This is a genomic window from Bacillus sp. FSL K6-0042, assembly GCF_038006685.1.
In the GTDB taxonomy this organism is placed as follows: Bacteria; Bacillota; Bacilli; order Bacillales; family Bacillaceae_G; genus Bacillus_A; species Bacillus_A pseudomycoides.
Window position 1 is genome coordinate 1,962,855 of sequence record NZ_JBBOVS010000001.1, and the last position, 22,967, is coordinate 1,985,821.

Consider the following 22,967-nt stretch of genomic DNA (forward strand, 5'->3'; position numbering starts at 1 on the left):
CAAAGTCACACTTCCATCACCAATCATACTTTTCGGGTTTCACATATAAATTACTACTATGAAAACTCAAGCTGACCTACTCTCACTTCCTCCCTTTGTTTTAAACTTGGCACGGGGCTAAAATAGGCACTGACCGCTTCTATGCATGGTCGGACACTCCCTCCCATCTAAAAAAGAAAGGTTTTATCTCAGTTCTTCAATTTATATTTATATAATCTAACATCTCACACTCAAAATCCAAACAACATATTTGCAAACAGTCCAAAATCCGCTAATATGGTAATAGCGTCTTTTTTTTATTACGCAAAGAGCAATAGAAAGGACTACGTACGTTGAAAGATAAGAATTCTCAATATCGAATAGATTACATATTAATCCTGATTGTACTCGTAATCGGGGCTGTGAGTTGTTTTGCTATCGCAAGTGCACAACCATCTTTACCACCGGCTTTACAACAGGTAAACTTTGTTGCGAAACAAATTCAATGGTATGTCATTGGGGCCATCGCAATTTTTGCGATTATGGTGATTGATTTTGATCGATATAAACAAATCGCTTGGTACTTGTATGGATTTGCGATGATTTTACTTATTGGGCTTGAATTAAAAATCCCTGGAGCAGTAACTATTAAAGGGGCTACTGCTTGGTATAGCTTGCCGGGTCTTGGTAACTTCCAACCTTCTGAGATTATGAAGTTATTTTTAATCATTGTCGTTGGTCGCATTATCGTCAATCATAATGAAAAATATCCGTTTCGGACGCCGCGTGAAGATTTAATTTTACTTGGTAAAATATTTGGTGCAAGTTTACCACCACTACTTTTAATTGCGAAAGAACCAGACTTAGGAAATACGATGGTTATTTCAGCGATGCTCGCAGCGATGATTTTAGTTTCAGGTATACGCTGGCGCTTTATTTTCGGTTTAGCTACACTTGTTATAGCGGCTGGTTCTGCGTTAACGTACACTTACTTTGCGCATACAGCATTCTTTAAAGAACATATTTTAAAAGAATATCAATTAGATCGTTTCTACGGCTGGTTAGCACCTTATGAATATGAAACGCAAGGATATCAGTTAAGGCAAGCTGTTTTAGCAACCGGATCAGGTGAATTACACGGTAAAGGATGGGAGAATGGGCAAGTATATTTCCCAGAACCGCATACCGATTTTATTTTCACAAACATCGCTGAGCAATTTGGATTTTTAGGAGCAAGCGTTGTTATTTCACTGTTCTTCCTATTAATTTATCGTATGATTCATATCGCTTTAGAAAGTAATGATCCATTCGGTAGCTATTTATGTGCAGGAACGATTGGAATGTTTACATTCCAAGTATTCCAAAATATTGGGATGACAATTGGATTACTTCCGATTACAGGGATTACCCTTCCTCTTATGAGTTATGGCGGTAGTTCCTTACTGACATATATGATTGCGATTGGCTTTGTACTGAACGTACGATCGCGAACAAAAACGTTTATGTTTGATTAGACCATATCCAGCGGGTATGGTTTTTTCTATATCCAATTTAGGTATACTAAGTAAAAATAAGATGGAGGTTGTGAAATGAAGTACGATATTATCGGAGATATCCACGGCTGTTTAGAAGAGTTTCAAACATTAACAGCGCAGCTCGGTTATAACTGGGATAGCGGTCTTCCTGTCCATCCAGAGAAGAGACAACTTGCTTTTGTCGGAGATATTACTGACCGTGGTCCAGCATCCCTTCGCATGATTGAAATTGTATGGGAGCTTGTAATAAATAAAAAAGAAGCTTATTACGCTCCGGGAAATCATTGTAATAAGTTGTACCGATTTTTCATCGGACGTAACGTAACAATCGCACACGGATTAGAAACAACCGTCGCTGAATATGAAGCCCTTCAAACTCGCGAACAAAAAATAGTACAGAAAAAATTTATCGATCTTTACGAACAGTCACCTCTCTATCATGTGCTTGATAACAAAAAACTCATCGTCTGTCACGCTGGTATTCGCCAAGATTATATCGGAAGAAGTGATAAGAAAGTCCAAACTTTCGTATTATATGGGGACATTACTGGAGAAAAACAACCTGATGGTTCACCTGTCCGCCGTGATTGGGCGAAATATTATGAAGGAGAAGCTTGGATTGTATACGGACATACCCCTGTGGCAGAACCCCGTTTTGTCAATCATACGGTAAATATTGATACAGGAGCTGTATTTGGCGGGAAGCTAACAGCCCTTCGGTACCCTGAAATGGAGACCGTTTCTGTACCTTCTTCGATGCCGTTTGTGCCTGAGAAATTTCGTCCAATTACATAACTAAAAAATAAAGCTGCCCTCATGCGAAGGCAGCTTATTTTAATAATTCTTCCATATCTTCTGGCACATCCGCATGAAAGGTCATCTGTTTTTCTAAAATAGGATGATAGAAGGTTAAACTCGTACTATGGAGCGCTTGTCGTTTCATCTGCGACTTACTCCCCCCATACAAGTCATCCCCTAATAGCGGATGGCCTAAATATGCCATATGTACACGAATTTGATGTGTTCTTCCTGTTTCTAACTGCAGTGAGACTCTTGTTTTATCAGGAAATCTCTCTATCACCTGAAAATGCGTAACTGCTTTTTGACCGTCTTCACATACCATTCGTTCAATAATGCTATCGCCTTTTCTTCCAATTGGCGCATCAATCGTTCCCGACTCTTCTAGCAATTCTCCATGAACAATGGCTTCATATGTTCGTTTCACTTGTTTTTGCTGATGCTGTTTTGATAAAAGATGATGAATGAAACGGTTTTTCGCAATCAGCATAAGTCCTGACGTATCACGGTCCAGTCTCGTTACAATATGCACCGTACTTGCAAGATTCTGCCTGTCATAATGATAAAGAAGCGCATTCGCAACACTTCCTGCCGGATGTTCCCTTGACGGAATGGTTGACATGTATGGTTCTTTATTGATTACCAGTACGGATTCATCCTCATACAGGACAGTCAGCGGAATATTTTCAGCCAGCATTCCTTCACTTCTCTCCTCAACCGGAAAAAACACTTGCAATTCTTCCTCGGCCTGTAATACGTGCCGAACCGTCGCATGCTTACCGTCAACTTCAATTGCCCCACCTTGAAACTTTATATCTGTCAAAGCAGCTTTAGAAATCCCTTTCGTTTTTAGAAATTCCCGAATGAGCATTCCCTTCTCTGCTTCTGTCATACACCATTTTAATGTAAATCTTCTCAAATACATAAATCCTCTCTATTCACCCGCAACGAACGAATCGCGAACACGTTTCCAAAATGGGAATGGGCGAAAACGAACGAATCTCACCTTCTCGTTTGCAACGCGGTATTGAATTGACTTTACGTCTTGATGAACCATCGTTAAATGATCGACCGTAATTTGTAAATTCATTCCTGCCGATGGCTTTAAAACACATGTATGGTGCTTCGGTAAAACAAGCGGTGAACCGACTGTACGGAACACACGGTTATTAATCGAAGCCATTTCCGCAATTTGTATCGCTTCAATCGAAGGATGAATGATTGCTCCGCCTAGCGCTTTATTATAGGCTGTACTTCCAGAAGGAGTAGAAATACAAAGACCGTCCCCGCGGAACGTTTCAAAATATTCTCCGCGAATTTCCACCTCTGTTACTAATGTTCCTTCTGCGCTTTTTACTGTCGCTTCATTCATTGCTAAATACTGCGATTCCTTACTTCCATTCACATAGCGAATAATGACTTCTAAAAGCGGATATTCCACCACTTGAAACGGTGTTTTCGCAATTGCAATCACAAGTTTTTCTACTTCTGTTGGCAACCAATCTGCATAGAACCCTAAATGTCCCGTATGTACACCAACAAAAGCTGTCTCATCTAATCGATTATAGTAACGATGAAACGCGTATAAGAGCGTCCCATCCCCCCCAACAGAAATTACAATATCGGGTTCCGCCTCATCCATTGTAAACCCAAAATCTTGCAAGTAATCTGTCATTGTACTTGCAAGTGCGTTTGATGATTGATCTCCCTTTGACATAATTGCAAATTTCATCGCCCAACACCCTTTAGTTTATGATTCGGATTCTTTCGCTTCTTGTTTGCGCGAAAAAACCTTTTGTGCTTCTTGAATTTCAAGACGAATCGAAGACATTTCTTCATCTAATAAAAATGCTGCTTCTGCCGCACGCTGAAGGCGCACTTTAATATCTTCTGGAAAACGCCCACTATATTTGTAATTTAAAGAATGCTCAATTGTTGCCCAAAAATTCATTGCTAATGTTCGAATTTGAATTTCAACTAATACTTTTTTCTCTCCACAAATCGTTTGAACAGGATAACTAATTACAACGTGATACGAACGATAACCACTTTCTTTCTTTTGCGTCACATAATCTCGTTCTTCCACAATTTCAAAGTCATTTCGTTTTCGAAGATATTCGACAACAGGCTTAATCTCATCAACAAATTGACACATCATCCGAAGACCAGCGATGTCCTGCATTTCTTCTCCGAGTCGGTCAAGCGGTACATTTCTCTTTTCCGCCTTATCAATAATACTTGCAACCGACTTTACCCGACCTGTTACAAACTCGATCGGAGAGTGTTCTGTTAACATTGTAAACTGAGAACGCATTCCTTTTAATTTCACTTTTAGCTCTGCCACCGCTTGGTGGTACGGCGCTAAAAATTCTTCCCAATTACGATTCATTTCAACCACCACCAAAGTCAATCCATTTGCTTATAGAAATACTTTTTCTACAGCCGTTACCAGTTCTTCTCCGTAATTTGCATTACCTTCAATATTTTCAATTAAATATTCTACTTCTTCTTTCAATTGCTCTAACTCAATTTCAATATTGTTTACGCGAACGAACATTGCTTTATCACTCTTCATTGCACCGTTCATTGCTTCCCAGTATGTATGCGGAATGCTTACATAAATGAAAGCTGATTCGTTTTCTAAAATATATAAAAATGATAAATGATCTGAGTCTACAAGTACGTGATTACGCGCCTTTAACTCCTCCACTTGTATTTCAATATTTTCCGCACAAAAAATAAGAGCATTCTCTCTTTCTTCTACGCTCTTAACTTGGATTTTATTTTGCATGCTCTAACTCCTCCATATCAACTTCCTGTCTTACTTCACACTATTATTGTATCATAACATGGACGCAAACAAATAAAACATTGAACCAAATTTGCGAAAAAGCGATAATGTCTAAAGAATTACTCTTAAGAAGGAGCTTATACAATGACACAAGAAATTGAAATTGAATTTAAAAATATGGTCACAGAAGAAGAATTTCAAGCATTATGCGATGTGTTTTCTATCGAATCATTTACAAAACAAGTGAATCATTATTTTGAAACACCTCATTTTTCTTTAAAAGCAGCAGGCTCTGCTCTTCGTATTCGTCATAAAGACGGAGCTTATACATTAACTTTAAAACAACCAGCTGAAATTGGGTTACTGGAAACTCATCAACCTTTAACAGCACGAGAAGCACAACTAATGATGGAAACAAACGGGCTCATTCCAGGCCCTGTAGCAGATCAACTACATGCCCTGCAAATCCCTGTTTCTACTTTAGCTTATATGGGAAGCTTAACAACAGAACGAGCAGAAACTACATTTAAGGGCGGCACACTTGTATTTGATCATAGTTTCTATTACAATCACGATGATTATGAACTTGAATATGAAGTACAAGATGAAGCAGCGGGCAAAGCTGATTTCCTCAATTTATTGAACAAACACCATATACCTGTTCGCCATACAAAAAATAAAGTGCAACGCTTTTTTCTTGCCAAACAAAACAAAGCACGCTAAAGTGAAACTTCCATTAGTAGAAGTTTTTTCTCACTGACCGTAAGAGCCCTCACCAATCGGGCTCTTACGGTCAGTCCTTCCCTCTTTGTTTTTTCTTCTTTGAAAAGGAAGGTTACTGATTGTGAGTAGCGGGGTAAAATGAAACTTCCATCAGTAGGTGCTTTTCCTACTAATGGTTCACCTTTACCAATGTTGCACGTATATTTAGCTTTATCTTAAGGAAAAAATGGGCAAAGGATTACACGAGAGCTGTTTAGTTGCTCTTCGTGACAATCCATTGCTACAATAGATATACATTTGATGGAAAAAGGAGTTTATACAGGATGAACAAGCAACCGATGACACCATTTGAAGCAATTGGCGGTGAACAAGGCATTGCAGCATTAGTCGATACGTTTTATTCCTATGTCAGTAAACACCCTGACTTATCTCCCATCTTCCCAGACGATTTGACAGAAACAGCCAGGAAGCAGAAGCAATTTCTAACGCAGTATTTAGGTGGACCGAATTTGTATACAGAGGAACATGGTCACCCTATGCTAAGAGCACGCCATCTCCCTTTTGAGATTACACCAAAGCGCGCGAAAGCCTGGTTAGCATGTATGGAGAAAGCAATGGAAGATACAGGAGTACAAGGGCAGATTCGAGAATTTGTTTTTGAACGTTTAGCATTAACTGCTCAGCATATGGTCAACACTCCAAACGAAACAGGTGAAGCGTAATGGATAAACAGGAAGCAAAGCATATGCGCATTCCTTCTCTTTCCAAGTGCGAACATAAATCTGTGGAAGCCTATTTGTTTATTGATCCACTTTGCAAAGATTGCTGGGAAATCGAACCAGTCATCATTAAATTATGGCTCGAATACGGAAAATATTTTTCGATTCGGCACATATTAACCGGAAAAGTGGAAGGGGCAATCGCCTCCCCACACAAATGGAATAAACCTGCTAATATTCGATTTGTGTGGGAAAAGACAACAAGTTTGCACGGCTTTTCATGCGATGGAAAAGTACATATGCAGGACGCCTCATCTACACCGTATTTAGTTTCTATGGCAATTAAAGCAGCCGAGTTGCAAGGTCGAAAAGCAGGTTCGAAATTTTTACGGAAACTTCAAGAATACATTTTTCTTGAAAATGTATCAAAACCAGATTTGGAATCACTACTTGCATGCGCACAGCAAAGCGGTATTGATGTAGAGGAATTTAAAAAAGATTTGCATTCGATTAGTGCAAAAAAAGCATTCCAATGCGATTTAAAATTCACAAATGAAATGCACATCACCGAAATCCCTTCTCTCGTATTCTTTCATGCAAATTCAGATGAGGAAGGCATTAAAATTACAGGAATTTATTCATATGATGTATACGTACAACTCTTAAAAGAAATTGTAAAATGTGATATCGAGCCTGCTCCGTTGCCACCACTAGAGGGATTACTAGAAATGGTCCAATTTATGTCATCAAAAGAAATTGCATTTATTTATAACTGCTCAGAGCAAGAAATAGAACGAGAACTAAAAAAATTGTCATTGAAAAGAAAAGTACGAATGATTGAAGTGAAATGCGAACGTTATTGGAAATGGATTACAAAAGAAAAAGACCTGGTGTAAACACCAGGTCTTTTTCTTTACGGCTTATAAAAATATTAAAGGGGATGGGAGAAATTTTCACGTTCAAACAAAGGGGTATATGTTTGTATGTGAATTCGTTCACGCTTATTATATTACAAGATTCGACGTCAGATGACAACCCTTTTTGTCGAATTTCACACTTTTGTCACATTCTAAACGTTTTCATTACTGAATAAGCTTTAAAAAGAAGCTTTTTAGGAGGGATTTTATGAAAAAAACACATATCTTCTTTCTACTATTTGGCATTTGTATTTCTTTTTTTCTGTACATTCTTTCACTATTACAAGCATTTCCAAAGATGATTGCCTTGCCTCTTTTATTCGCAATCATTGTAATTAGCCTCTCGTATTTCAATCATAGGAACCATTTCAAAGGCTTCTAAAAAGAAAACTATGTTAAATTTCTCTATTGATATTCGAAAACAACGAACGATTGCTCTGCACACAAAAAGTACGAGAGCGCGTTGTTTCGAATGGCACTGAAGGAAATCATCTAAGAAATTAGAAAGTTAAGCACAGCAGATCAATACGGTCTGAAAGAGTTCTTTGACCAAACCAGGCCTCGAAATGACGACACAACAGTCAGTATAATGATGGTTGAAAACTGTCTGTTCTCAAAGAAAGCGACGTATGATAAACTTAAATTGTCAGAATTCACAAAACAATAATCGTTTAGTATTCCGTTAAAGGCAGTTTAATGGAATACAACGTTTGTAGGACTAGCAATATAGGATTTCAATTGTTAAACATTATTAAAAGTGGGTGGAAGGATTGAATTTTAGTAAAATGGGATTTGAAATGATAGACCTTGAAGAAAGCTTAGATTTTGGATTTGAAGATATAGTAGATTTATCCAGGAGATGTAAGTTTTCTGATTGCACACATACAAACGAGCCACACTGTGCAGTTAAAAAAGCCATTTCTGACGGTACTCTTTGTGAAGATACATTTAATGGCTATTATAGAAATAAAAACGAGGCAGAATATGTTTCTAAACAAAAGAATAAAACGAAGGCTGTTGACTATATGAAACAACTGAAACTCTTTCAAAAATCTTAGTTAAGATGAAATTGATAAAGTGAAACTTTAATCAGTGGGGGTTTTACGGCAGTTGATCCCCCCACCTACCTTCCTTGTTTCTCTCTGAATCTTGAGGTGGAGGTCTTACTGCCCGCGAATAGCGGAATAAATAATCAACACGATAGTTTAACATCGCCTTTGACTGATTTTTTTATTTAATAATCGGGGGCTTTAACGAAAAAAGGGAACTCCATAAATAGGTGTTCCCTTACTTTTTACTGAAATCAACAATATTATTTAACATAGCTAAAAAGAAAGAAGACGAGAATCTCCACTCCCGCCTTCCCTCTTTCGCTATTATTTACCTTCAAATAATAGCGCTTCTAATTCATTTAACTTCTCTTCAAATACTTGTAATGCCTCTTTAACAGGCTCTGGTGATGCCATATCTACTCCTGCTTTTTTCAATACTTCAATTGGATAGTCGGAGCTTCCAGCTTTTAAGAATTCGTTAATATAACGCTCTACGGCTGGTTTTCCTTCTTCTAAAATTTGTTTTGATAAAGCTGTTGCCGCACTAAATCCTGTTGCGTATTGATATACATAATAATTGTAATAGAAGTGTGGAATACGAGACCACTCTAAACCAATTTCTTTATCGATGACTAAAGCATCTCCAAAGTATTTTTTATTTAAATCATAGTAAATTTCCGTTAACATATCTGGCGTTACTGCATGACCTTCTTGTACCTTTTTATGAATGATGTGCTCAAATTCTGCAAACATTGTTTGACGGAATACTGTACCGCGGAATCCTTCTAAATAATGATTTAATAAATACAAACGTTCTTTCTTATCTTCTGTCGTTTTTAATAAGTAATCATTTAAAATTGCTTCGTTACAAGTTGATGCAACTTCCGCAACGAATATGGAATAGTCACCATATACATGTGGCTGTGTTTTTCTTGTATAGTAGCTATGCACAGAATGACCAAACTCATGTGCAAGTGTAAATAAATTATTTACATTATCATGCCAGTTCATTAAAATATACGGATTTGTTCCATATGCACCCGATGAATACGCACCGCTTCGTTTTCCTTTGTTTTCATATACATCTACCCAGCGGTTTTCATATGCTTCTTTCAAAATCTCAACATACTCATCACCAAGGACGTTTAATGATTTTAATAAAATTTCTTGCGCTTCTTCGTATTTCACATTCATTTTCACTTCTGGTACAAGTGGTGTATATAGATCGTACATATGTAATTCCTCTAGACCTAATGCACGTTTACGAATATCAATATAACGGTGCAATAAATGTAAGTTATCATTTACTGTCTCAACAAGTTGGTCATATACTGTTTCAGGAATATTATTATTGCTTAACGCAGCTTGGCGTGCAGAATCATATTTACGAACACGCGCGTTGAAATTATTACGTTTCACTGCACCATTAAGTGTGCTTGCAAATGTATTTTTATATTTTCCATACGTTTCGAAAACAGCTTGGAATGCATCATGACGAACACGACGATCATCACTTTCTAAAAATTGAATATAACGGCCGTGCGTTACTTCTACTTCCTCACCATTTTCATCTTTAATAGATGGGAATTTTAAATCTGCATTATTAAGCATACCAAATGTACTACTTGATGCACTCATGACTTCAGATGCTTCTGCTAACAATGCTTCTTCCGCCTCTGACAGTACATGCGGACGCTGACGTGTAATTTCTTCTAACGCATGTTCATATACGCTTAATTCTTTATTTTCTTGTAAGAACGACTGTAATTGTTCTTCTGAAATTGTTAAAATTTCAGGAACGATATACGCCATGCTGCTGGACGCTTGAGAATATAAGTTTGTTGCTCGATCATTCAGCGCTTGATAAGCAGAATTTGTTGTATCTTGGTCGTAACGCATATGAGCATATGTATATAATTTTCCTAATCTCATTGAGACTTCATCTTCATATTGTAAAGCTTCTAATAATGAATCAGCAGAATCACCAAGTTTCCCCTTAAATTCAGTTAACTTTGGTAGTAATTCTTTTACTGCTTGAAATTCTTTTTCCCATTCTTCATCAGTTTGGAAAACATCTTCCAAACGCCATGTGTTCATTTCTTCAATCTCACTGCGGTCTGGCAATGTTTTTGCTGTTTTTTGATTAGACATCAATAAAAACCTCCTTTTAATCTCTACTAGTACAATTCGATTCTGCTTATGTAATTCCTTCAGGATACTCCTTTATTATATCCGCTTTTCCTTTTCCCATGTTGTACTTTGTTTCGAATAAAGATAGCGCATGCGACAAACAAATCGCATCGTATTCTTTGATTTCTCCTTCTGTTTTCGGCATCATAAATTGCCTTATTTTTCGGTACTTATGCACATCCACCTTTTCAATCATTCCCGCTTTACATAAAAACGTTACATACTCTACGATTGCGAATTGCCATACATTTTGCGAAAAATACGGTAACGTGCGCCTCTGAATACTACGCTTTTTATTTACATAGTAAAAAACAGCATGTAATGAAAAATATTCTCCAATTTTAAATTTGCCAATAAAGTCTATACAAAGAAAAGCCTGCCATACAAAAGGATGCGTTTGAAATGCAAATGCATATGGAAGAGGAACACCAATTTCAGATGGAAAACAAGAGGGAGAAAGGTGATATTGATATAGAAGATGTAAAAGTGATTTATGACTATAATTCCATATTGGAAGGACATTCGTTCGAAAGTAGGTCTTTTTATTCTGCCATTCCCGCTCCAATCGTTCTTTCGTAATTGGTGCTTGGCAAAAGAGTTTCTCAAAAGTGATGGTACGTACCGGGCAATAAATGATCTGTGATAAATAAACCTTTGCAGAAAACGGGGTAAGAAGTTCGCATTTCAGAAATGATTTTTCATTTGGACAAAAAAAGAGAAGTGAAGGCTGAGGATAAGATTGTATGCAGAGAAAATGAAACGAGGATAATGAGATCCAATAAGCAGAGTGCCTTTTCAGTTGATTTCCACCTAATATCCAAATGATTTGTATCCCTATTTCCCAATAGGAACGCGTTCGTTTTAATAACTGCTCAGTGGATAAAGAGGCACATTGATATTCAATTGCAATCTGTCTTCCTTTCATTTCAATAAACAGATCGGGTCTTTGGCGAATCTCTGGGAGGTAATGTTCGATTTTTACATGAAATCCTTGCGACTTGAGCCATCTATATAACTGTTCCTTCCCGCGCATATGATAAGCGGATTCAGGCTCAGATGAAACGAGGCACTGATTTAATTTTTTATGAGCAAAATGCCATCTCTTTTGCTTCCCTAACTTGAGCTGCACCTCTCGCCTGCAAATCGGGCAAAAAAAGCGTTCCTTCTTTCGCATTGCAAGTAGCTCCTTTTCATTGCAGCTTTCAAGAAGGTGAACTTTCCCTCCATTTTCTCTCCTTGCAACAAACATAATACCACATCCTTTCTATACCGCTTTGTATTCTACAATTCATTACAAATTCCTTTTTAGACAAAAAGAGGACGTCCTTGTAAGAACATCCTCCTCATAATAAAGGTGATAATAAACGATATGCCGATTCTACAATTCGCTTATGAAGGCGGCGTTTATGAAAATGATCCACATGAATTTCACTGGATTCTTGCAAATCCTCTTCAAAATCCTTAACAAGCTTTCGAATACTATCTGTATCATATAAAAAGGCATTCACCTCAAAGTTTAAATGAAAGCTTCTCATATCCATATTCGCTGTCCCAATTGATGCTAAATCAGAATCGACAATGACAATTTTACTGTGAAGGAAACCTTTTTCATATTCGTATACCTTTACCCCTGCATCTAATAACTCCGGAAAATAAGACCTTGATGCATAAAACACCGTTCGTTTATCCGGTTTACTCGGCATTAATAAACGGACATCAATGCCCGCAAGAGCTGCTACTTTTAATGCAGATAAAATATCATCATCTGGAATAAAATAAGGTGTAGCAATCCATATAGACTTCCTTGCCGAAGCGATCATCGCAAAATAAAGATGCTTAATTGTCTCCCATTTATTATCTGGCCCACCTGCGACAAGTTGGACACCGCCCCAATGATCGCCATCCACTGCTTCCACCTGTAAATACTCAGGTGCTAATACTGCTTCCCCTGTCATATAGAACCAGTCTTGTACGAATATGAGTTGCAGGCTTTGAACGGCCTCACCTCGTAAATACAAATGTGTATCTCGCCAAAATCCAAAATATTTATTTTTCCCTAAATACTCATCACCAATATTCAGTCCGCCCACAAAACCTTCATTCCCATCAATGACAACGATTTTTCGGTGATTTCGATAATTAATTTTATCGTTCAAAATCGGAAAACGCACTGGAAAGAAAGGAATCATCTCGACACCTGCATCGTTTAATTCATCGATATAAGCATTTGACAGCTTAAAACTTCCAACCGCATCATATAAAAAACGGACGGTAACACCTTCCTGTGCCTTCTGAATTAAAATGTCTTTAATTTGTGTACCAAGCTTGTCATCACGTACAATATAATACTCCATATGGATATGATGCTTCGCTTTTTGCAATCCTGCTAAAATTGCTTGAAACGTTTCATCCCCATTCGTTAACACTTTTGTTTCTGTCTGAAATGAAATATTTAACGCACCAAGCCGATCCGCTAAACGAAATAGCAGTTCTTGATGTTTATGATTCTGTAAAATGCGTTCTTGATAATCTTCATGTCCTTTGTATTGTAAGAAAGCTTGTTCATCCAAAAGAGCCTTCTTTTGAAACATTCGTTTTCTGCGGAAATTTTGTCCAAACAATAAATACGCAAAGAAACCAAATACAGGAAAAATACCGAGTACAATTAACCATGTCAATGTTTTAGATGGATGCCGATTTTCCAAGAAAATAACACAGCCAATTAAAAATGCAGAAACAGTAAATACAATACTTATAAATCCTAAAAACGAAATATTCTTTATGCCTATAACATCCGAATAAAATGCTACATCAATAAACATTCGTAACGAAACAAACACTGTGAATAAACCTAGAAAAAAGAAAAGTAACTTTAATGTATTTTTCATTCCTACCCCCCTTACTTACATAGCTTTTCTACTCTTATCATACCCATCATATAAAAAGCCGATTTCATAATATTGAAATCGGCCTACGTTTTAGGAGGAAAATGACTGCGAATCGTCTCAAGTGCGTGTTCTTTAACAACCTGTTTACCGTACTCACTTACACGGTGAACCGTTAAAGTAGACTCTTCCCCATATTCTAAAATAACACTTAGAATACGGTCAATTTCTTCTTCATCGTGTAGCACTTCATCAAATTCAACATATACATAATAGCGGTCTTCAAACGAATACAATTCATCTTTTATATCTTCAAATATAAGACGATGACTTAACGAAATAACGTCTTCAAAATCATCAAATTTAATTAAAAAGCCAAATGTTCCATCTTCGTTAAAGTTTGTTCCCGCTTCCATCTCTTCCTCTAACTCTTGTTGAAATAGTGATTCAATCCGCTCATCTAGAGGAATATCAATGATTTTATCTAGACCTATTGGTAATTCTAATTTTTGTCCATCTTTTGAAAGCTGTGCTTTCGTTACAAGTACTTCAATGCCTTTATCCATCGCCTGTACTTGGATCCATAGTGGCCCATCAATAAAGAAATCATCATGATCGCGAGCTTCATCCATCATTTCCCAAAACAATTGTTCGCTTCGTTCACGATTGTACCAAATCTCTTCTCGATTAAACCCTCTATCTTCTATATCAACGTACGTAATAAAAAACTTCATCGTATGATCGTTAATTCTTTCAATGTCCAAAATCCAACTCTCCCTTCCTATTCGGAATTGTTATGAAGGGATTCCCCACTCATATGACAAATCAATAGATTCTTGTACTTTCATTTTATGATAAGATTCTCCAGAATGGAAATAAAATCGTTTCATTTTAGAAAAACAGTCATTCGCCTAGATTATTCTATGCTAATACATCATACTTCCTTCCTCTTATATATTCCATTATATACACTTGCGATATAAACTCCCTCATTCCTTCTTAATAAAAAATCGGACATACAATTCCACCTAGCGCCGTACAATTGTAATAGAGCTGGTCAAGCTTTTTCGTTTCATACATACAGCTGCACCTATATTACTGATTAAAACAGAATAAATGGAGGAAAAATGATGGAGTTAGATTTTTTGACATCTATACTAATGATTGTCGGTATCGATGTTGTACTAGGCGGTGATAACGCAATTGTAATTGCGCTTGCAAGCCGAAACTTACCTGAATCTAAACGGAATAAAGCTATTTTTATTGGTACGGTCCTAGCAATCGTGCTGCGAATTCTCCTTACAATACTTGCTGTATACTTACTCGATATTCCCTTCTTACAACTTATTGGCGGCATCTTACTTACACTGATTGCCGTAAATTTACTAACCGACAATAATAATGACCTTTCTTCTATACAAGGAAAAACGACATTATTTCAAGCAATCCGTACAATTGTATTTGCCGATCTCGTTATGGGTTTTGATAATGTCCTTGCGATTGCTGGAGCGGCTCATGGAAATTTTACACTCGTAATTATCGGATTATTAATTTCCATCCCTATTATTATTTGGGGAAGCAAACTCATCTTACTATTTATGGAGCGGTTTCCTTTTCTCATTTATTGCGGAGGAGCAGTTCTTGCTTACACGGCTGGCAGAATGATCACCCATGAAGCGAGACTTGCGAACTTTTTCCAGCATAACCCGACCTTTGCAACAAGTATACCCTTCCTCTTTATTTTCACAGTATTAACAATCGGGTTTATTGTTCAGCATATCAAATTAGGGAATGTAAAGTAAAACTTGTATTTCTTGATTTGATATAGATTTATATAAATCCAAATTGAAAAACCAACATCAAACCATTCTTTTTGGGTGGAAGAGAGCATCCGGCCATGCATAGAAACGGTCAGTTCCTTTTTTCGCACCATGCCATGAAAAAAACAAAAAGAGGAAATAAGTGGAGAACTGTTTTTGTTTTCATAACCGCAGCTAATGTGTCGAAAAATCAAAATGGAGTTATCTACAAATACTGAGACAACTACTTAATATATGAGAAAACCTTCTACTGTGAGGTAGAAGGTTTTCATATACAAAACTTTTAATATTAATTTACAAGACGCTGTGCCTCACGTAACTGAAATGTTCTTACTGTACGTGGTAAGAAACGACGAATTTCATCTTCGTTATAACCTACTTGAAGACGTTTTTCGTCAATCATAATAGGACGACGTAAAATGCCTGGGTAGTCACGAATCATCTTATATAAATCTTGAAGTGGTAAAGATTCTAAGTTAACGTTTAACTCTTGGAAAACTTTCGAACGAGTTGAAATAATCTCATCCGTTCCGCTTTCTGTCATACGTAAAATTTCTTTAATTTCCTCAATCGTTAATGGATCTGAGAAAATATTACGTTCTGTATAAGGAATATGATTTTCCTCTAGCCATAATTTCGCCTTTCTACAAGACGTACAACTTGGAGAACTATATAGTGTTACCATACAAGACTCACTCTCCTTAAAGAGTACAAATTCTGTACTAATTACAGTTTAAATTTCTATTTCCCAGCAATCCTTCACTATGACTTGTCTTACAACAAAATGAAAAATTGCTTTCGATGTAAACAACAACTTATGAGCAAGCAACTTTTATTAAACAACAATTACTTTAAATAAGTAACTTCTATAATCATTATACAATAGATTCAGAAAGAAATATACAGTAAATTTCCTTACTAATAGGGAAAACACCATATGTCTTTAACTGTTGCTTAGGACCAGTAAAGCTGGCATAACTACTTGAAGACATAAGCCCTATATCCCATTCGTATACGTCTTTAGAACTATTTTTTTGATAGACTCTCTTTCATATAATGTACTTCACCACATGTTTCCGATAGCGCTTTATTACCTTTTTCTGATAAAACAATGGTGAAATGTAAGACTTACTGCTATGTAAAACAGCCACGAAAAAGAACGTTTGTTCTTGTTAATTTTATCAAACCTCATTATTATTGTCTAGACTATTTTTAAGTAAAATAATTATTTTCTAACTTTTCTTTCTTTTTAACTTTTTTTCTCATACAATAATGATACAGACAGGCAAAGGGGGAATTTTCATATGGTTGCTTTTTTTATTGATTTTGCAATTGTCGCTGCCCTCGTCATCGGAATTACAGCATTGATTGGTGTCATTACGAATAGCATCGGTGAAAAGCTATTTGGTGGGAAAGAGAAAATGAAATTTGTTGATAAAAGTGCGGAAATACAATCTGGATGGAAGCAAGTTGGCGGCAAAGGGATTTATAAAAAACGGACATACTAAAAAGAAGCAGGAAATTCCCTGCTTCTTTTTAAATTATTTTCCGACAGATGCCCACTTGAAGCTTAAATCTCCGCCATAATTATGCTTATAAATATCTTTAACTGTTCCTCTTTGTAAATAAGCCGCACTACGTTGATATACAGGAGCAATTGCTGCATCATCCATAAGCATTTTTTCTGCTTCAAGTAAACTATTCCAGCGCGCTTTTACATCGCTTCCATCCGTCTTTGCTTTCGTGATAATTTCATCATATTTCGGATTAGAGTATTTCATTTTATTTTGCGCGCCATCTGTTATAAACATATCAAGGTAAGTTACTGGATCTGGGAAGTCTGGACTCCATCCAGCAAATGTCATGTCATAGTCTCCACTTTCTTCAAGTTTAAGCTTTTGTGCAAATGGCTGTTGCTTAATTTTCAGCGTGAAACCTGGTAAGTTCTTTTCTAACTCACCTTTTAAATACTCCCCTATTCTCTTAGATAAATCTACATCGTCATTTAACAACTCAACTTCAATTTTATCTTTACCTAATTCTTTTTTGCCTGCTTCCCAATATTTCTTTGCTTCTTTCGCATTCGCTTTTACTAACTCCCCATTTTCAGATCGGAAGTCTTTTTTATCTGGCCCTGTTATAAATTTGCTTGGAATTAATCCCGTCGCTTCAGTAGAGCCATTGTTTAAAATCGTATCAACAAGTGGTTTACGTTCAAAAGCAAGAGAGATTGCTTTACGTATATTTTTATTTGCTAAAGCTTCATTTTTCTGATTGAAACGAAGGAAGAATACAGAAGCTTCATTTGCAGTTTTAAAATCTTTGTCCCCTTTATATTTATCAACAAACTCAGATCTCAAAATAACACGATCTATCGCTTTTGTATCATATAAATTAATCGCTGTTGCCATGTCTTTTACAATATTAAAATTCACTTCTTCTAGCTTCACTTCTTTATTGTCCCAGTATGATGGGTTTTTCTTGATTTGGAAACTTCTCTCATGCTTCCAGTCACTTAATACGAATGGTCCATTATATAGTGTTGTGTTTGCCTCTAGACCAAACTTGTTCCCTTGCTCTTTCGCATACTTTTCATTTACAGGATAAAACAGTGGATAAATCATTAAATTTTCAAAGTAAGGAACTGGATGTTCTAATTCTACTTCTAATGTATAATCATCAATAGCCTTTACACCTAATTGATCTGGCGTCATTTCTTTTTTATTAATTTTCTGTGCGTTTTTAACATCAAACATAATATATGCTGATACTGCTGCTTTATCTGGATTAATTGCTCGTTGCCAAGCATATACAAAGTCTTTCGCTGTTACAGGATCTCCATTTGACCACTTCGCATCTTCGCGTAATTTAAACGTGTACTTTTTTCCATCTTCTGATTTTTCACTTGATTTCGCTACACCTGGAACGAGTTTATCCCCTTTATCAAGGCGGTATAGCCCTTCCATCGTATTATTCATTACTCGCGATGATACTGCATCAGCTGATAACGCTGTGTCCATCGTTGGAATTTCTTGTGTTTCAGTTAAATTTATAACTTGTTTCGCATTATTATTGCCGCTTTCCCCTTTTGCTTTCGCTTGCGACTCATCTTTTTGATAACTACATGCTCCTAAAACCATGCTCATCGCTAATGTCGACGCTACTAAAACTGGTACTTTTTTCTTCATTTTTTCATCCCCCTAAAAAAATGTTGGCCCTTTCATTTTCAAACAGAAAGAAATATTTATATGTTCTAATAATTCATATTATACATATAAATATATTATTTGTATATTTGTTTTTCTATCTTATTAAAATTTTCTATTAACATAATATTTTCTGTAAACGTTTTATATTACTTATTTTCCTGCCTGAAATGCTAAATATACCTGTTTTTATAATCACCTAAATTATCAGAGTATAATTAATTTTATATCACATAATATCTTTTGTATAATTATTCCCTTCTAATATGCACCATTTTGATCTTTCAACATATAAGTCACAGCTTTGAAAATAAAAGAAGATCTCCACTCCTTTTCTCCTTTTGTTTTCACGCGGCATGGGGCGAAAAAAGGGGATGATCGCTTCTACGCATGAACGGACGCTCTCTCCCAACCCAAAAAAAGGATTTTTATTGGTTTTTCAATTTGTACTTATATATGTCCTATTTTTTCGAAATATATATTTATCATTTCAACCGAGAAGACCCCCTCCTCTAAATGAAGTGAAGGTGGGGGTAGTTCAATAACCAAGCTGCAAAATGAATGCAAGTGTTGCTGAAGTGTGTTAAGATACATTTTGTTTCAAAAAGGATATCGGTAAAGTGGGGGATGATATGACAGAGATTACGTCCAAAAAAGGGCAGGGAGAAAAATTAAATTTATTTTTCTTAACATGGCCCATTTTTTTAGAGGTTTTTCTTTTTATGTTAATGGGGATTGCTGATACTTTTATGCTAAGTGCACTATCAGATGACGCGGTATCAGGTGTTGGGGCAGCGAATCAATACCTTCATATCGCAATATTAGTACTAGAAGTAGTCGGAAACGGGGCCGCAATTGTTGTTTCTCAATACCTTGGTTCTAAACGATATATGGAAGCATCAAAAATATCAGCTTTAGCGGTAACATTAAACTTAGGAGTCGGGCTCATCATAAGCGCCGGTTTTCTTTTATTTTCGAAAAATATGATGATGGCGATGAATTTACAAGGTGACGTATTAACTTACGCACAAAATTATTTATCAATTGTTGGGGGAGCAATCTTTCTTCAAGCCATTATCAATTCACTGGCTGCCATTATTCGTGTTCATGGATTTACAAAACAAGCAATGTTGATTTCATTAGGAATGAACATTTTTCATATTTCTGGAAACTATGTACTTATTTTCGGGAAATTCGGTTTTCCAGAAATGGGCGTTCAAGGTGCTGCTATATCATCATCTTTCAGCCGTTTAATCGCACTCATTGTCTTCTTCTGGTTACTATACCGCGTCATGGAATATCGCGTGAAGTTGAACTACTACATTACATTATCAAAAGAATATATCGGCAAGATTTTAAAGATTGGTATTCCAGCGGCTTTTGAACAAGTTATGTACCAAGCATGTCAAATAGTCTTTTTATATTATGCGACATACTTAGGAGCAGAATCATTAGCTGCAAGACAGTATGCAACAAATATTTCAATGTTTACTTACTTATTCGCTATCGCCATCGGAATGGGAACAGCAATCATTGTTGGGCGTTTAGTCGGTGGAAATGAGAAAGACGAAGCATATGTACGTGTATGGAAAAGTGTAAAGTGGGCCATTGGTGTTACGTTATGTATGGTCATTCTCGTCATAACATTTCGCACGCAGTTAATGGGGTTATTTACAGATAATCCTCATGTCATCGCTCTAGGAGCAACCGTTCTTTTATTAAGTATTCTACTAGAAACAGGCCGAACGATGAATATTGTCATCATTAATTCCTTGCGCGCAGCAGGTGATGCAAAATATCCAGTTTTAATTGGCGCATTCTCAATGGTATTAATGAGTTTACCACTTGGCTACTTTTTTGTATTTTATTTGCACATGGGACTGCCCGGCATTTGGTTAGCCATTGCGATTGATGAATGGACACGCGCCATCATTATGTTCTTCCGCTGGAAAAGCAGAGCATGGGAAAATTATGCACTTGTTAAACCGGAGACTTCTGAAGAATCAGCTCCTGTTCAAGCTTAATATTAATGTTGATATTCAGAAAAAACAGGTTGGAGAAAGCCTTCTCCAACCTGTTTTTGTGCTGTTCTTTATCGGAACGGCGATATATTTTGAGGAACGGGCGATATATTTGGATTTGCGCCGATAAAACTTCAGTTACTATTTTTCTATCACCCCACTCTATTGCTGAAATCTCTACTCCAGCTTTTCCTTCTCTCCTTTTGTTTTCACTCGGCATGGGGCGAAAAAAAGACCTGACCGCTTCTACGCTTGGACGGATCCTCTCTCCCATCCAATAAGAAAGGGTTTATATCAGTTTTCTTATTTGTATTTATATAAAAAAGAAGCGACCTCTCCAGCCGCTTCTTTTCTATTATTGATAGATTTCTTTATATTTCTTGTATTCTGCGTCTGAACAAAGAACAAAATGTCCAGGGCGAATTTCTCGCATAGTAGGCGTTTCATTACCATATTGATGCTGAGATGGATCATATACGATACGCTTACGATTGCGTTCATAATCCGGATCTGGAAGCGGAATTGCTGATAATAGTGATTTTGTATACGGATGAATTGGATTCTCGTATAGCTCATCACTGCTTGTTAATTCAACAATTTGTCCGCGGTACATAACACCAATGCGATCACTGATGTATTTTACCATCGATAAGTCATGGGCAATGAATAAATATGTTAAGCCTTTTTCTCTTTGCAGTTGTTTCAGTAAGTTTACAACTTGCGCCTGAATGGATACGTCAAGTGCTGAAATTGGTTCATCCGCAATAATAAATTCTGGTTCTACCGCAAGTGCACGAGCAATTCCGATACGTTGACGTTGTCCACCAGAGAACTCATGCGGGAAACGATTGGCATGCTCTTTATTTAACCCAACTGTGTTCAATAATTCATGCACACGATCCATACGTTCTTTTTTGCTTTTTGCTAAACCGTGAATATCAATGCCTTCTGCAATAATATCTCCAACTGTCATACGAGGATTTAATGATGCGTATGGATCTTGGAAAATCATTTGCATTTTACGATTAAATTTCTTTAGTTCTGTACGTGATTTTTTACCATGTACGTTTTCACCATCGAACAATACTTCACCAGCAGTTGCATCATATAACCTGATAATCGTTCTACCAGTTGTTGATTTTCCGCAACCAGATTCCCCTACAAGTCCAAATGTTTCACCGCGGTAAATATCAAATGAAATGTCGTTGACCGCTTTTACAACACCACCACTAACGTTGAAGTGCTGCTTTACATTTTTTACTTCAATTAATTTTTCACGTTGATTAGTCATGTTGTTCACCTGCTTTCATTTGAAGAATTCGTTTTTGAACGACTTCTGGCGGTTGTACTTCTGGTGCTTGCTCATGAAGTAACCATGTTGCCGCATAATGTGTATCACTAACTTTAAATAATGGTGGTTCCATTTCAAAGTCAATTTTTAGTGCCTGTGGGTTACGTGGTGCAAATGCATCCCCTTTCGGCGGTTTTAATAAATCTGGAGGTGTTCCAGGAATTGCATATAACTCTGCTTCTGAACCATCTAAACTTGGCATAGATGCGATTAATCCCCATGTATACGGGTGTTTTGGGTTGTAGAAAATTTCATCAACCGTACCAATTTCAACGACTTTACCTGCATACATAACAGCAACTCTGTCCGCAACGTTTGCTACTACACCTAAATCATGCGTAATGAAAATAATCGCCGCTTCTGTTTTCTGTTGAATGTCCTTCATAAGCTCTAAAATTTGTGCTTGAATTGTAACGTCAAGTGCTGTTGTCGGCTCATCCGCAATCAATAGTTTCGGATTACAAGCTAATGCCATCGCAATAACAACACGCTGTCTCATACCACCAGAGAATTGGTGTGGGTATTGCTTTAAACGCGCTTCTGGATTTGGAATTCCAACAAGATCAAGCAGTTCTAACGCAACTTTACGCGCATCCGCTTTGCTCATCCCTTGGTGTTTAATAAGACCTTCCATAATTTGATTACCGATTGTCATCGTTGGATTTAGTGATGTCATCGGATCTTGGAAAATCATTGCAATTTCTTTCCCGCGTACTTGCTGCATTTCTTTTTCCGTTAATTTTGTTAAGTCACGACCCTCAAAGACAATTTCTCCATTTTTAATACGTCCTGGAGGATTTGGGATTAATCCCATTAGCGCTTTCGAAGTAACTGATTTCCCAGAACCAGATTCTCCTACAATCGCTAATGTTTCTCCCTTTTTCAAATCAAATGTAACTCCGCGAACAGCTTGTACTTCACCAGCATGTGTATCAAAGGAGACTTGTAAATCTTTTACCTCTAACAATGTTTTCATTTTC

General features: G+C 36.8%; 21 protein-coding genes. 9 read left to right on the forward strand and 12 right to left on the reverse strand.

Going from position 1 to position 22,967, the window contains the following annotated elements:
* Window positions 1-332: 332 nt before the first annotated feature.
* Together MHH45_RS10200 and prpE are read left to right on the forward strand one after the other, a co-directional pair.
* Window positions 333-1,493 carry an FtsW/RodA/SpoVE family cell cycle protein gene (locus tag MHH45_RS10200; RefSeq protein ID WP_016113799.1) on the forward strand — a complete coding sequence of 387 codons (1,161 nt, stop codon included), beginning with the start codon at window positions 333-335 and terminating at the stop codon, window positions 1,491-1,493.
* A gap of 75 nt (window positions 1,494-1,568) precedes the next feature.
* Complete coding sequence (prpE, locus tag MHH45_RS10205) at window positions 1,569-2,309, forward strand: bis(5'-nucleosyl)-tetraphosphatase PrpE (RefSeq protein ID WP_088094173.1); 741 nt, start codon at window positions 1,569-1,571, stop codon at window positions 2,307-2,309.
* A 34-nt stretch (window positions 2,310-2,343) separates the two neighbouring features.
* Here prpE and MHH45_RS10210 read toward each other — a convergent pair whose 3' ends face one another.
* From MHH45_RS10210 to MHH45_RS10225, 4 genes are read right to left on the reverse strand one after another with little or no spacing between them, the layout of a single operon-like run.
* Window positions 2,344-3,231: an RluA family pseudouridine synthase gene (locus MHH45_RS10210; RefSeq protein ID WP_016113797.1), complete on the reverse strand. Its 888-nt coding sequence runs from the start codon at window positions 3,229-3,231 to the stop codon at window positions 2,344-2,346.
* Window positions 3,232-3,246: 15 nt separating this feature from the next.
* Complete coding sequence (locus MHH45_RS10215; RefSeq protein ID WP_016113796.1) at window positions 3,247-4,044, reverse strand: NAD kinase; 798 nt, start codon at window positions 4,042-4,044, stop codon at window positions 3,247-3,249.
* Between the two features lie 18 nt (window positions 4,045-4,062).
* Window positions 4,063-4,701, reverse strand: a complete 639-nt coding sequence (locus tag MHH45_RS10220; protein ID WP_016113795.1) for a GTP pyrophosphokinase — start codon at window positions 4,699-4,701, stop codon at window positions 4,063-4,065.
* 30 nt (window positions 4,702-4,731) lie between these two features.
* Complete coding sequence (locus tag MHH45_RS10225; protein ID WP_016113794.1) at window positions 4,732-5,103, reverse strand: UPF0738 family protein; 372 nt, start codon at window positions 5,101-5,103, stop codon at window positions 4,732-4,734.
* A 144-nt stretch (window positions 5,104-5,247) separates the two neighbouring features.
* Between MHH45_RS10225 and MHH45_RS10230 the strand changes: the two genes are divergently transcribed.
* The 4 genes from MHH45_RS10230 to MHH45_RS10250 all read left to right on the forward strand — a co-directional run bounded on the left by MHH45_RS10230 (window position 5,248) and on the right by MHH45_RS10250 (window position 8,520).
* Window positions 5,248-5,826, forward strand: coding sequence for a CYTH domain-containing protein (locus MHH45_RS10230; protein WP_016113793.1), 579 nt, complete (start codon window positions 5,248-5,250; stop codon window positions 5,824-5,826).
* A gap of 323 nt (window positions 5,827-6,149) precedes the next feature.
* The gene (locus tag MHH45_RS10235; RefSeq protein WP_016113792.1) at window positions 6,150-6,548 is read left to right on the forward strand and encodes a globin domain-containing protein; all 399 of its coding nucleotides are present in this window, start codon (window positions 6,150-6,152) and stop codon (window positions 6,546-6,548) included.
* The gene (locus MHH45_RS10240) at window positions 6,548-7,441 is read left to right on the forward strand and encodes a ClpXP adapter SpxH family protein (protein WP_016113791.1); all 894 of its coding nucleotides are present in this window, start codon (window positions 6,548-6,550) and stop codon (window positions 7,439-7,441) included. The genes MHH45_RS10235 and MHH45_RS10240 overlap by 1 nt, the downstream gene beginning before the upstream one ends.
* 782 nt (window positions 7,442-8,223) lie before the next feature.
* Window positions 8,224-8,520 carry a hypothetical protein gene (locus MHH45_RS10250; protein ID WP_170927945.1) on the forward strand — a complete coding sequence of 99 codons (297 nt, stop codon included), beginning with the start codon at window positions 8,224-8,226 and terminating at the stop codon, window positions 8,518-8,520.
* A gap of 318 nt (window positions 8,521-8,838) precedes the next feature.
* Here MHH45_RS10250 and pepF read toward each other — a convergent pair whose 3' ends face one another.
* From pepF to mecA, 4 genes are all read right to left on the reverse strand, one after another.
* Window positions 8,839-10,665, reverse strand: a complete 1,827-nt coding sequence (gene pepF / locus MHH45_RS10255) for an oligoendopeptidase F (RefSeq protein ID WP_016113788.1) — start codon at window positions 10,663-10,665, stop codon at window positions 8,839-8,841.
* 46 nt (window positions 10,666-10,711) lie between these two features.
* Window positions 10,712-11,953 carry a competence protein CoiA gene (locus MHH45_RS10260; protein ID WP_088094172.1) on the reverse strand — a complete coding sequence of 414 codons (1,242 nt, stop codon included), beginning with the start codon at window positions 11,951-11,953 and terminating at the stop codon, window positions 10,712-10,714.
* Window positions 11,954-12,047: 94 nt separating this feature from the next.
* A complete protein-coding gene (gene cls / locus MHH45_RS10265; RefSeq protein WP_088094171.1) occupies window positions 12,048-13,592 on the reverse strand; it encodes a cardiolipin synthase in 1,545 nt (514 codons plus the stop codon).
* An 83-nt stretch (window positions 13,593-13,675) separates the two neighbouring features.
* Entirely contained in the window at window positions 13,676-14,353 is a 678-nt protein-coding gene (gene mecA / locus MHH45_RS10270) for an adaptor protein MecA (protein WP_016113785.1), read from the reverse strand.
* 366 nt (window positions 14,354-14,719) lie between these two features.
* Between mecA and MHH45_RS10275 the strand changes: the two genes are divergently transcribed.
* Entirely contained in the window at window positions 14,720-15,391 is a 672-nt protein-coding gene (locus tag MHH45_RS10275; protein ID WP_016113784.1) for a TerC family protein, read from the forward strand.
* Window positions 15,392-15,698: 307 nt separating this feature from the next.
* Here the strand turns inward: MHH45_RS10275 and spx are convergent, their stop codons facing one another.
* A complete protein-coding gene (spx, locus tag MHH45_RS10280) occupies window positions 15,699-16,094 on the reverse strand; it encodes a transcriptional regulator Spx (protein ID WP_000258267.1) in 396 nt (131 codons plus the stop codon).
* Window positions 16,095-16,713: 619 nt separating this feature from the next.
* Between spx and MHH45_RS10285 the strand changes: the two genes are divergently transcribed.
* Window positions 16,714-16,917 carry a hypothetical protein gene (locus MHH45_RS10285; RefSeq protein ID WP_016113783.1) on the forward strand — a complete coding sequence of 68 codons (204 nt, stop codon included), beginning with the start codon at window positions 16,714-16,716 and terminating at the stop codon, window positions 16,915-16,917.
* 33 nt (window positions 16,918-16,950) lie between these two features.
* Here MHH45_RS10285 and MHH45_RS10290 read toward each other — a convergent pair whose 3' ends face one another.
* Entirely contained in the window at window positions 16,951-18,597 is a 1,647-nt protein-coding gene (locus MHH45_RS10290; RefSeq protein ID WP_088094170.1) for a peptide ABC transporter substrate-binding protein, read from the reverse strand.
* A gap of 650 nt (window positions 18,598-19,247) precedes the next feature.
* Here MHH45_RS10290 and MHH45_RS10295 point away from each other — a divergent pair.
* Window positions 19,248-20,639: an MATE family efflux transporter gene (locus tag MHH45_RS10295; protein ID WP_088094169.1), complete on the forward strand. Its 1,392-nt coding sequence runs from the start codon at window positions 19,248-19,250 to the stop codon at window positions 20,637-20,639.
* A gap of 352 nt (window positions 20,640-20,991) precedes the next feature.
* On the opposite strand, the gene MHH45_RS10300 is transcribed toward MHH45_RS10295, so the two are convergent.
* Window positions 20,992-21,927: an ABC transporter ATP-binding protein gene (locus MHH45_RS10300; RefSeq protein WP_088094167.1), complete on the reverse strand. Its 936-nt coding sequence runs from the start codon at window positions 21,925-21,927 to the stop codon at window positions 20,992-20,994.
* Complete coding sequence (locus tag MHH45_RS10305) at window positions 21,920-22,963, reverse strand: ABC transporter ATP-binding protein (protein WP_016113779.1); 1,044 nt, start codon at window positions 22,961-22,963, stop codon at window positions 21,920-21,922. The genes MHH45_RS10300 and MHH45_RS10305 overlap by 8 nt, the downstream gene beginning before the upstream one ends.
* Between the last annotated feature and the right edge of the window lie 4 nt (window positions 22,964-22,967).

Excerpts from the sequence above, each read along its gene's own strand:
- cls (WP_088094171.1), bottom strand. The coding sequence starts at position 13,592 with ATGAAAAATACATTAAAGTTACTTTTCTTTTTTCTAGGTTTATTCACA.
- MHH45_RS10285 (WP_016113783.1), top strand. The coding sequence starts at position 16,714 with ATGGTTGCTTTTTTTATTGATTTTGCAATTGTCGCTGCCCTCGTCATC.
- MHH45_RS10235 (WP_016113792.1), top strand. The coding sequence starts at position 6,150 with ATGAACAAGCAACCGATGACACCATTTGAAGCAATTGGCGGTGAACAA.
- MHH45_RS10300 (WP_088094167.1), bottom strand. The coding sequence starts at position 21,927 with ATGACTAATCAACGTGAAAAATTAATTGAAGTAAAAAATGTAAAGCAG.
- MHH45_RS10290 (WP_088094170.1), bottom strand. The coding sequence starts at position 18,597 with ATGAAGAAAAAAGTACCAGTTTTAGTAGCGTCGACATTAGCGATGAGC.
- MHH45_RS10220 (WP_016113795.1), bottom strand. The coding sequence starts at position 4,701 with ATGAATCGTAATTGGGAAGAATTTTTAGCGCCGTACCACCAAGCGGTG.
- MHH45_RS10295 (WP_088094169.1), top strand. The coding sequence starts at position 19,248 with ATGACAGAGATTACGTCCAAAAAAGGGCAGGGAGAAAAATTAAATTTA.
- MHH45_RS10275 (WP_016113784.1), top strand. The coding sequence starts at position 14,720 with ATGGAGTTAGATTTTTTGACATCTATACTAATGATTGTCGGTATCGAT.
- spx (WP_000258267.1), bottom strand. The coding sequence starts at position 16,094 with ATGGTAACACTATATAGTTCTCCAAGTTGTACGTCTTGTAGAAAGGCG.
- MHH45_RS10215 (WP_016113796.1), bottom strand. The coding sequence starts at position 4,044 with ATGAAATTTGCAATTATGTCAAAGGGAGATCAATCATCAAACGCACTT.
- MHH45_RS10260 (WP_088094172.1), bottom strand. The coding sequence starts at position 11,953 with ATGTTTGTTGCAAGGAGAGAAAATGGAGGGAAAGTTCACCTTCTTGAA.
- MHH45_RS10230 (WP_016113793.1), top strand. The coding sequence starts at position 5,248 with ATGACACAAGAAATTGAAATTGAATTTAAAAATATGGTCACAGAAGAA.
- prpE (WP_088094173.1), top strand. The coding sequence starts at position 1,569 with ATGAAGTACGATATTATCGGAGATATCCACGGCTGTTTAGAAGAGTTT.
- pepF (WP_016113788.1), bottom strand. The coding sequence starts at position 10,665 with ATGTCTAATCAAAAAACAGCAAAAACATTGCCAGACCGCAGTGAGATT.
- MHH45_RS10225 (WP_016113794.1), bottom strand. The coding sequence starts at position 5,103 with ATGCAAAATAAAATCCAAGTTAAGAGCGTAGAAGAAAGAGAGAATGCT.
- MHH45_RS10305 (WP_016113779.1), bottom strand. The coding sequence starts at position 22,963 with ATGAAAACATTGTTAGAGGTAAAAGATTTACAAGTCTCCTTTGATACA.
- MHH45_RS10240 (WP_016113791.1), top strand. The coding sequence starts at position 6,548 with ATGGATAAACAGGAAGCAAAGCATATGCGCATTCCTTCTCTTTCCAAG.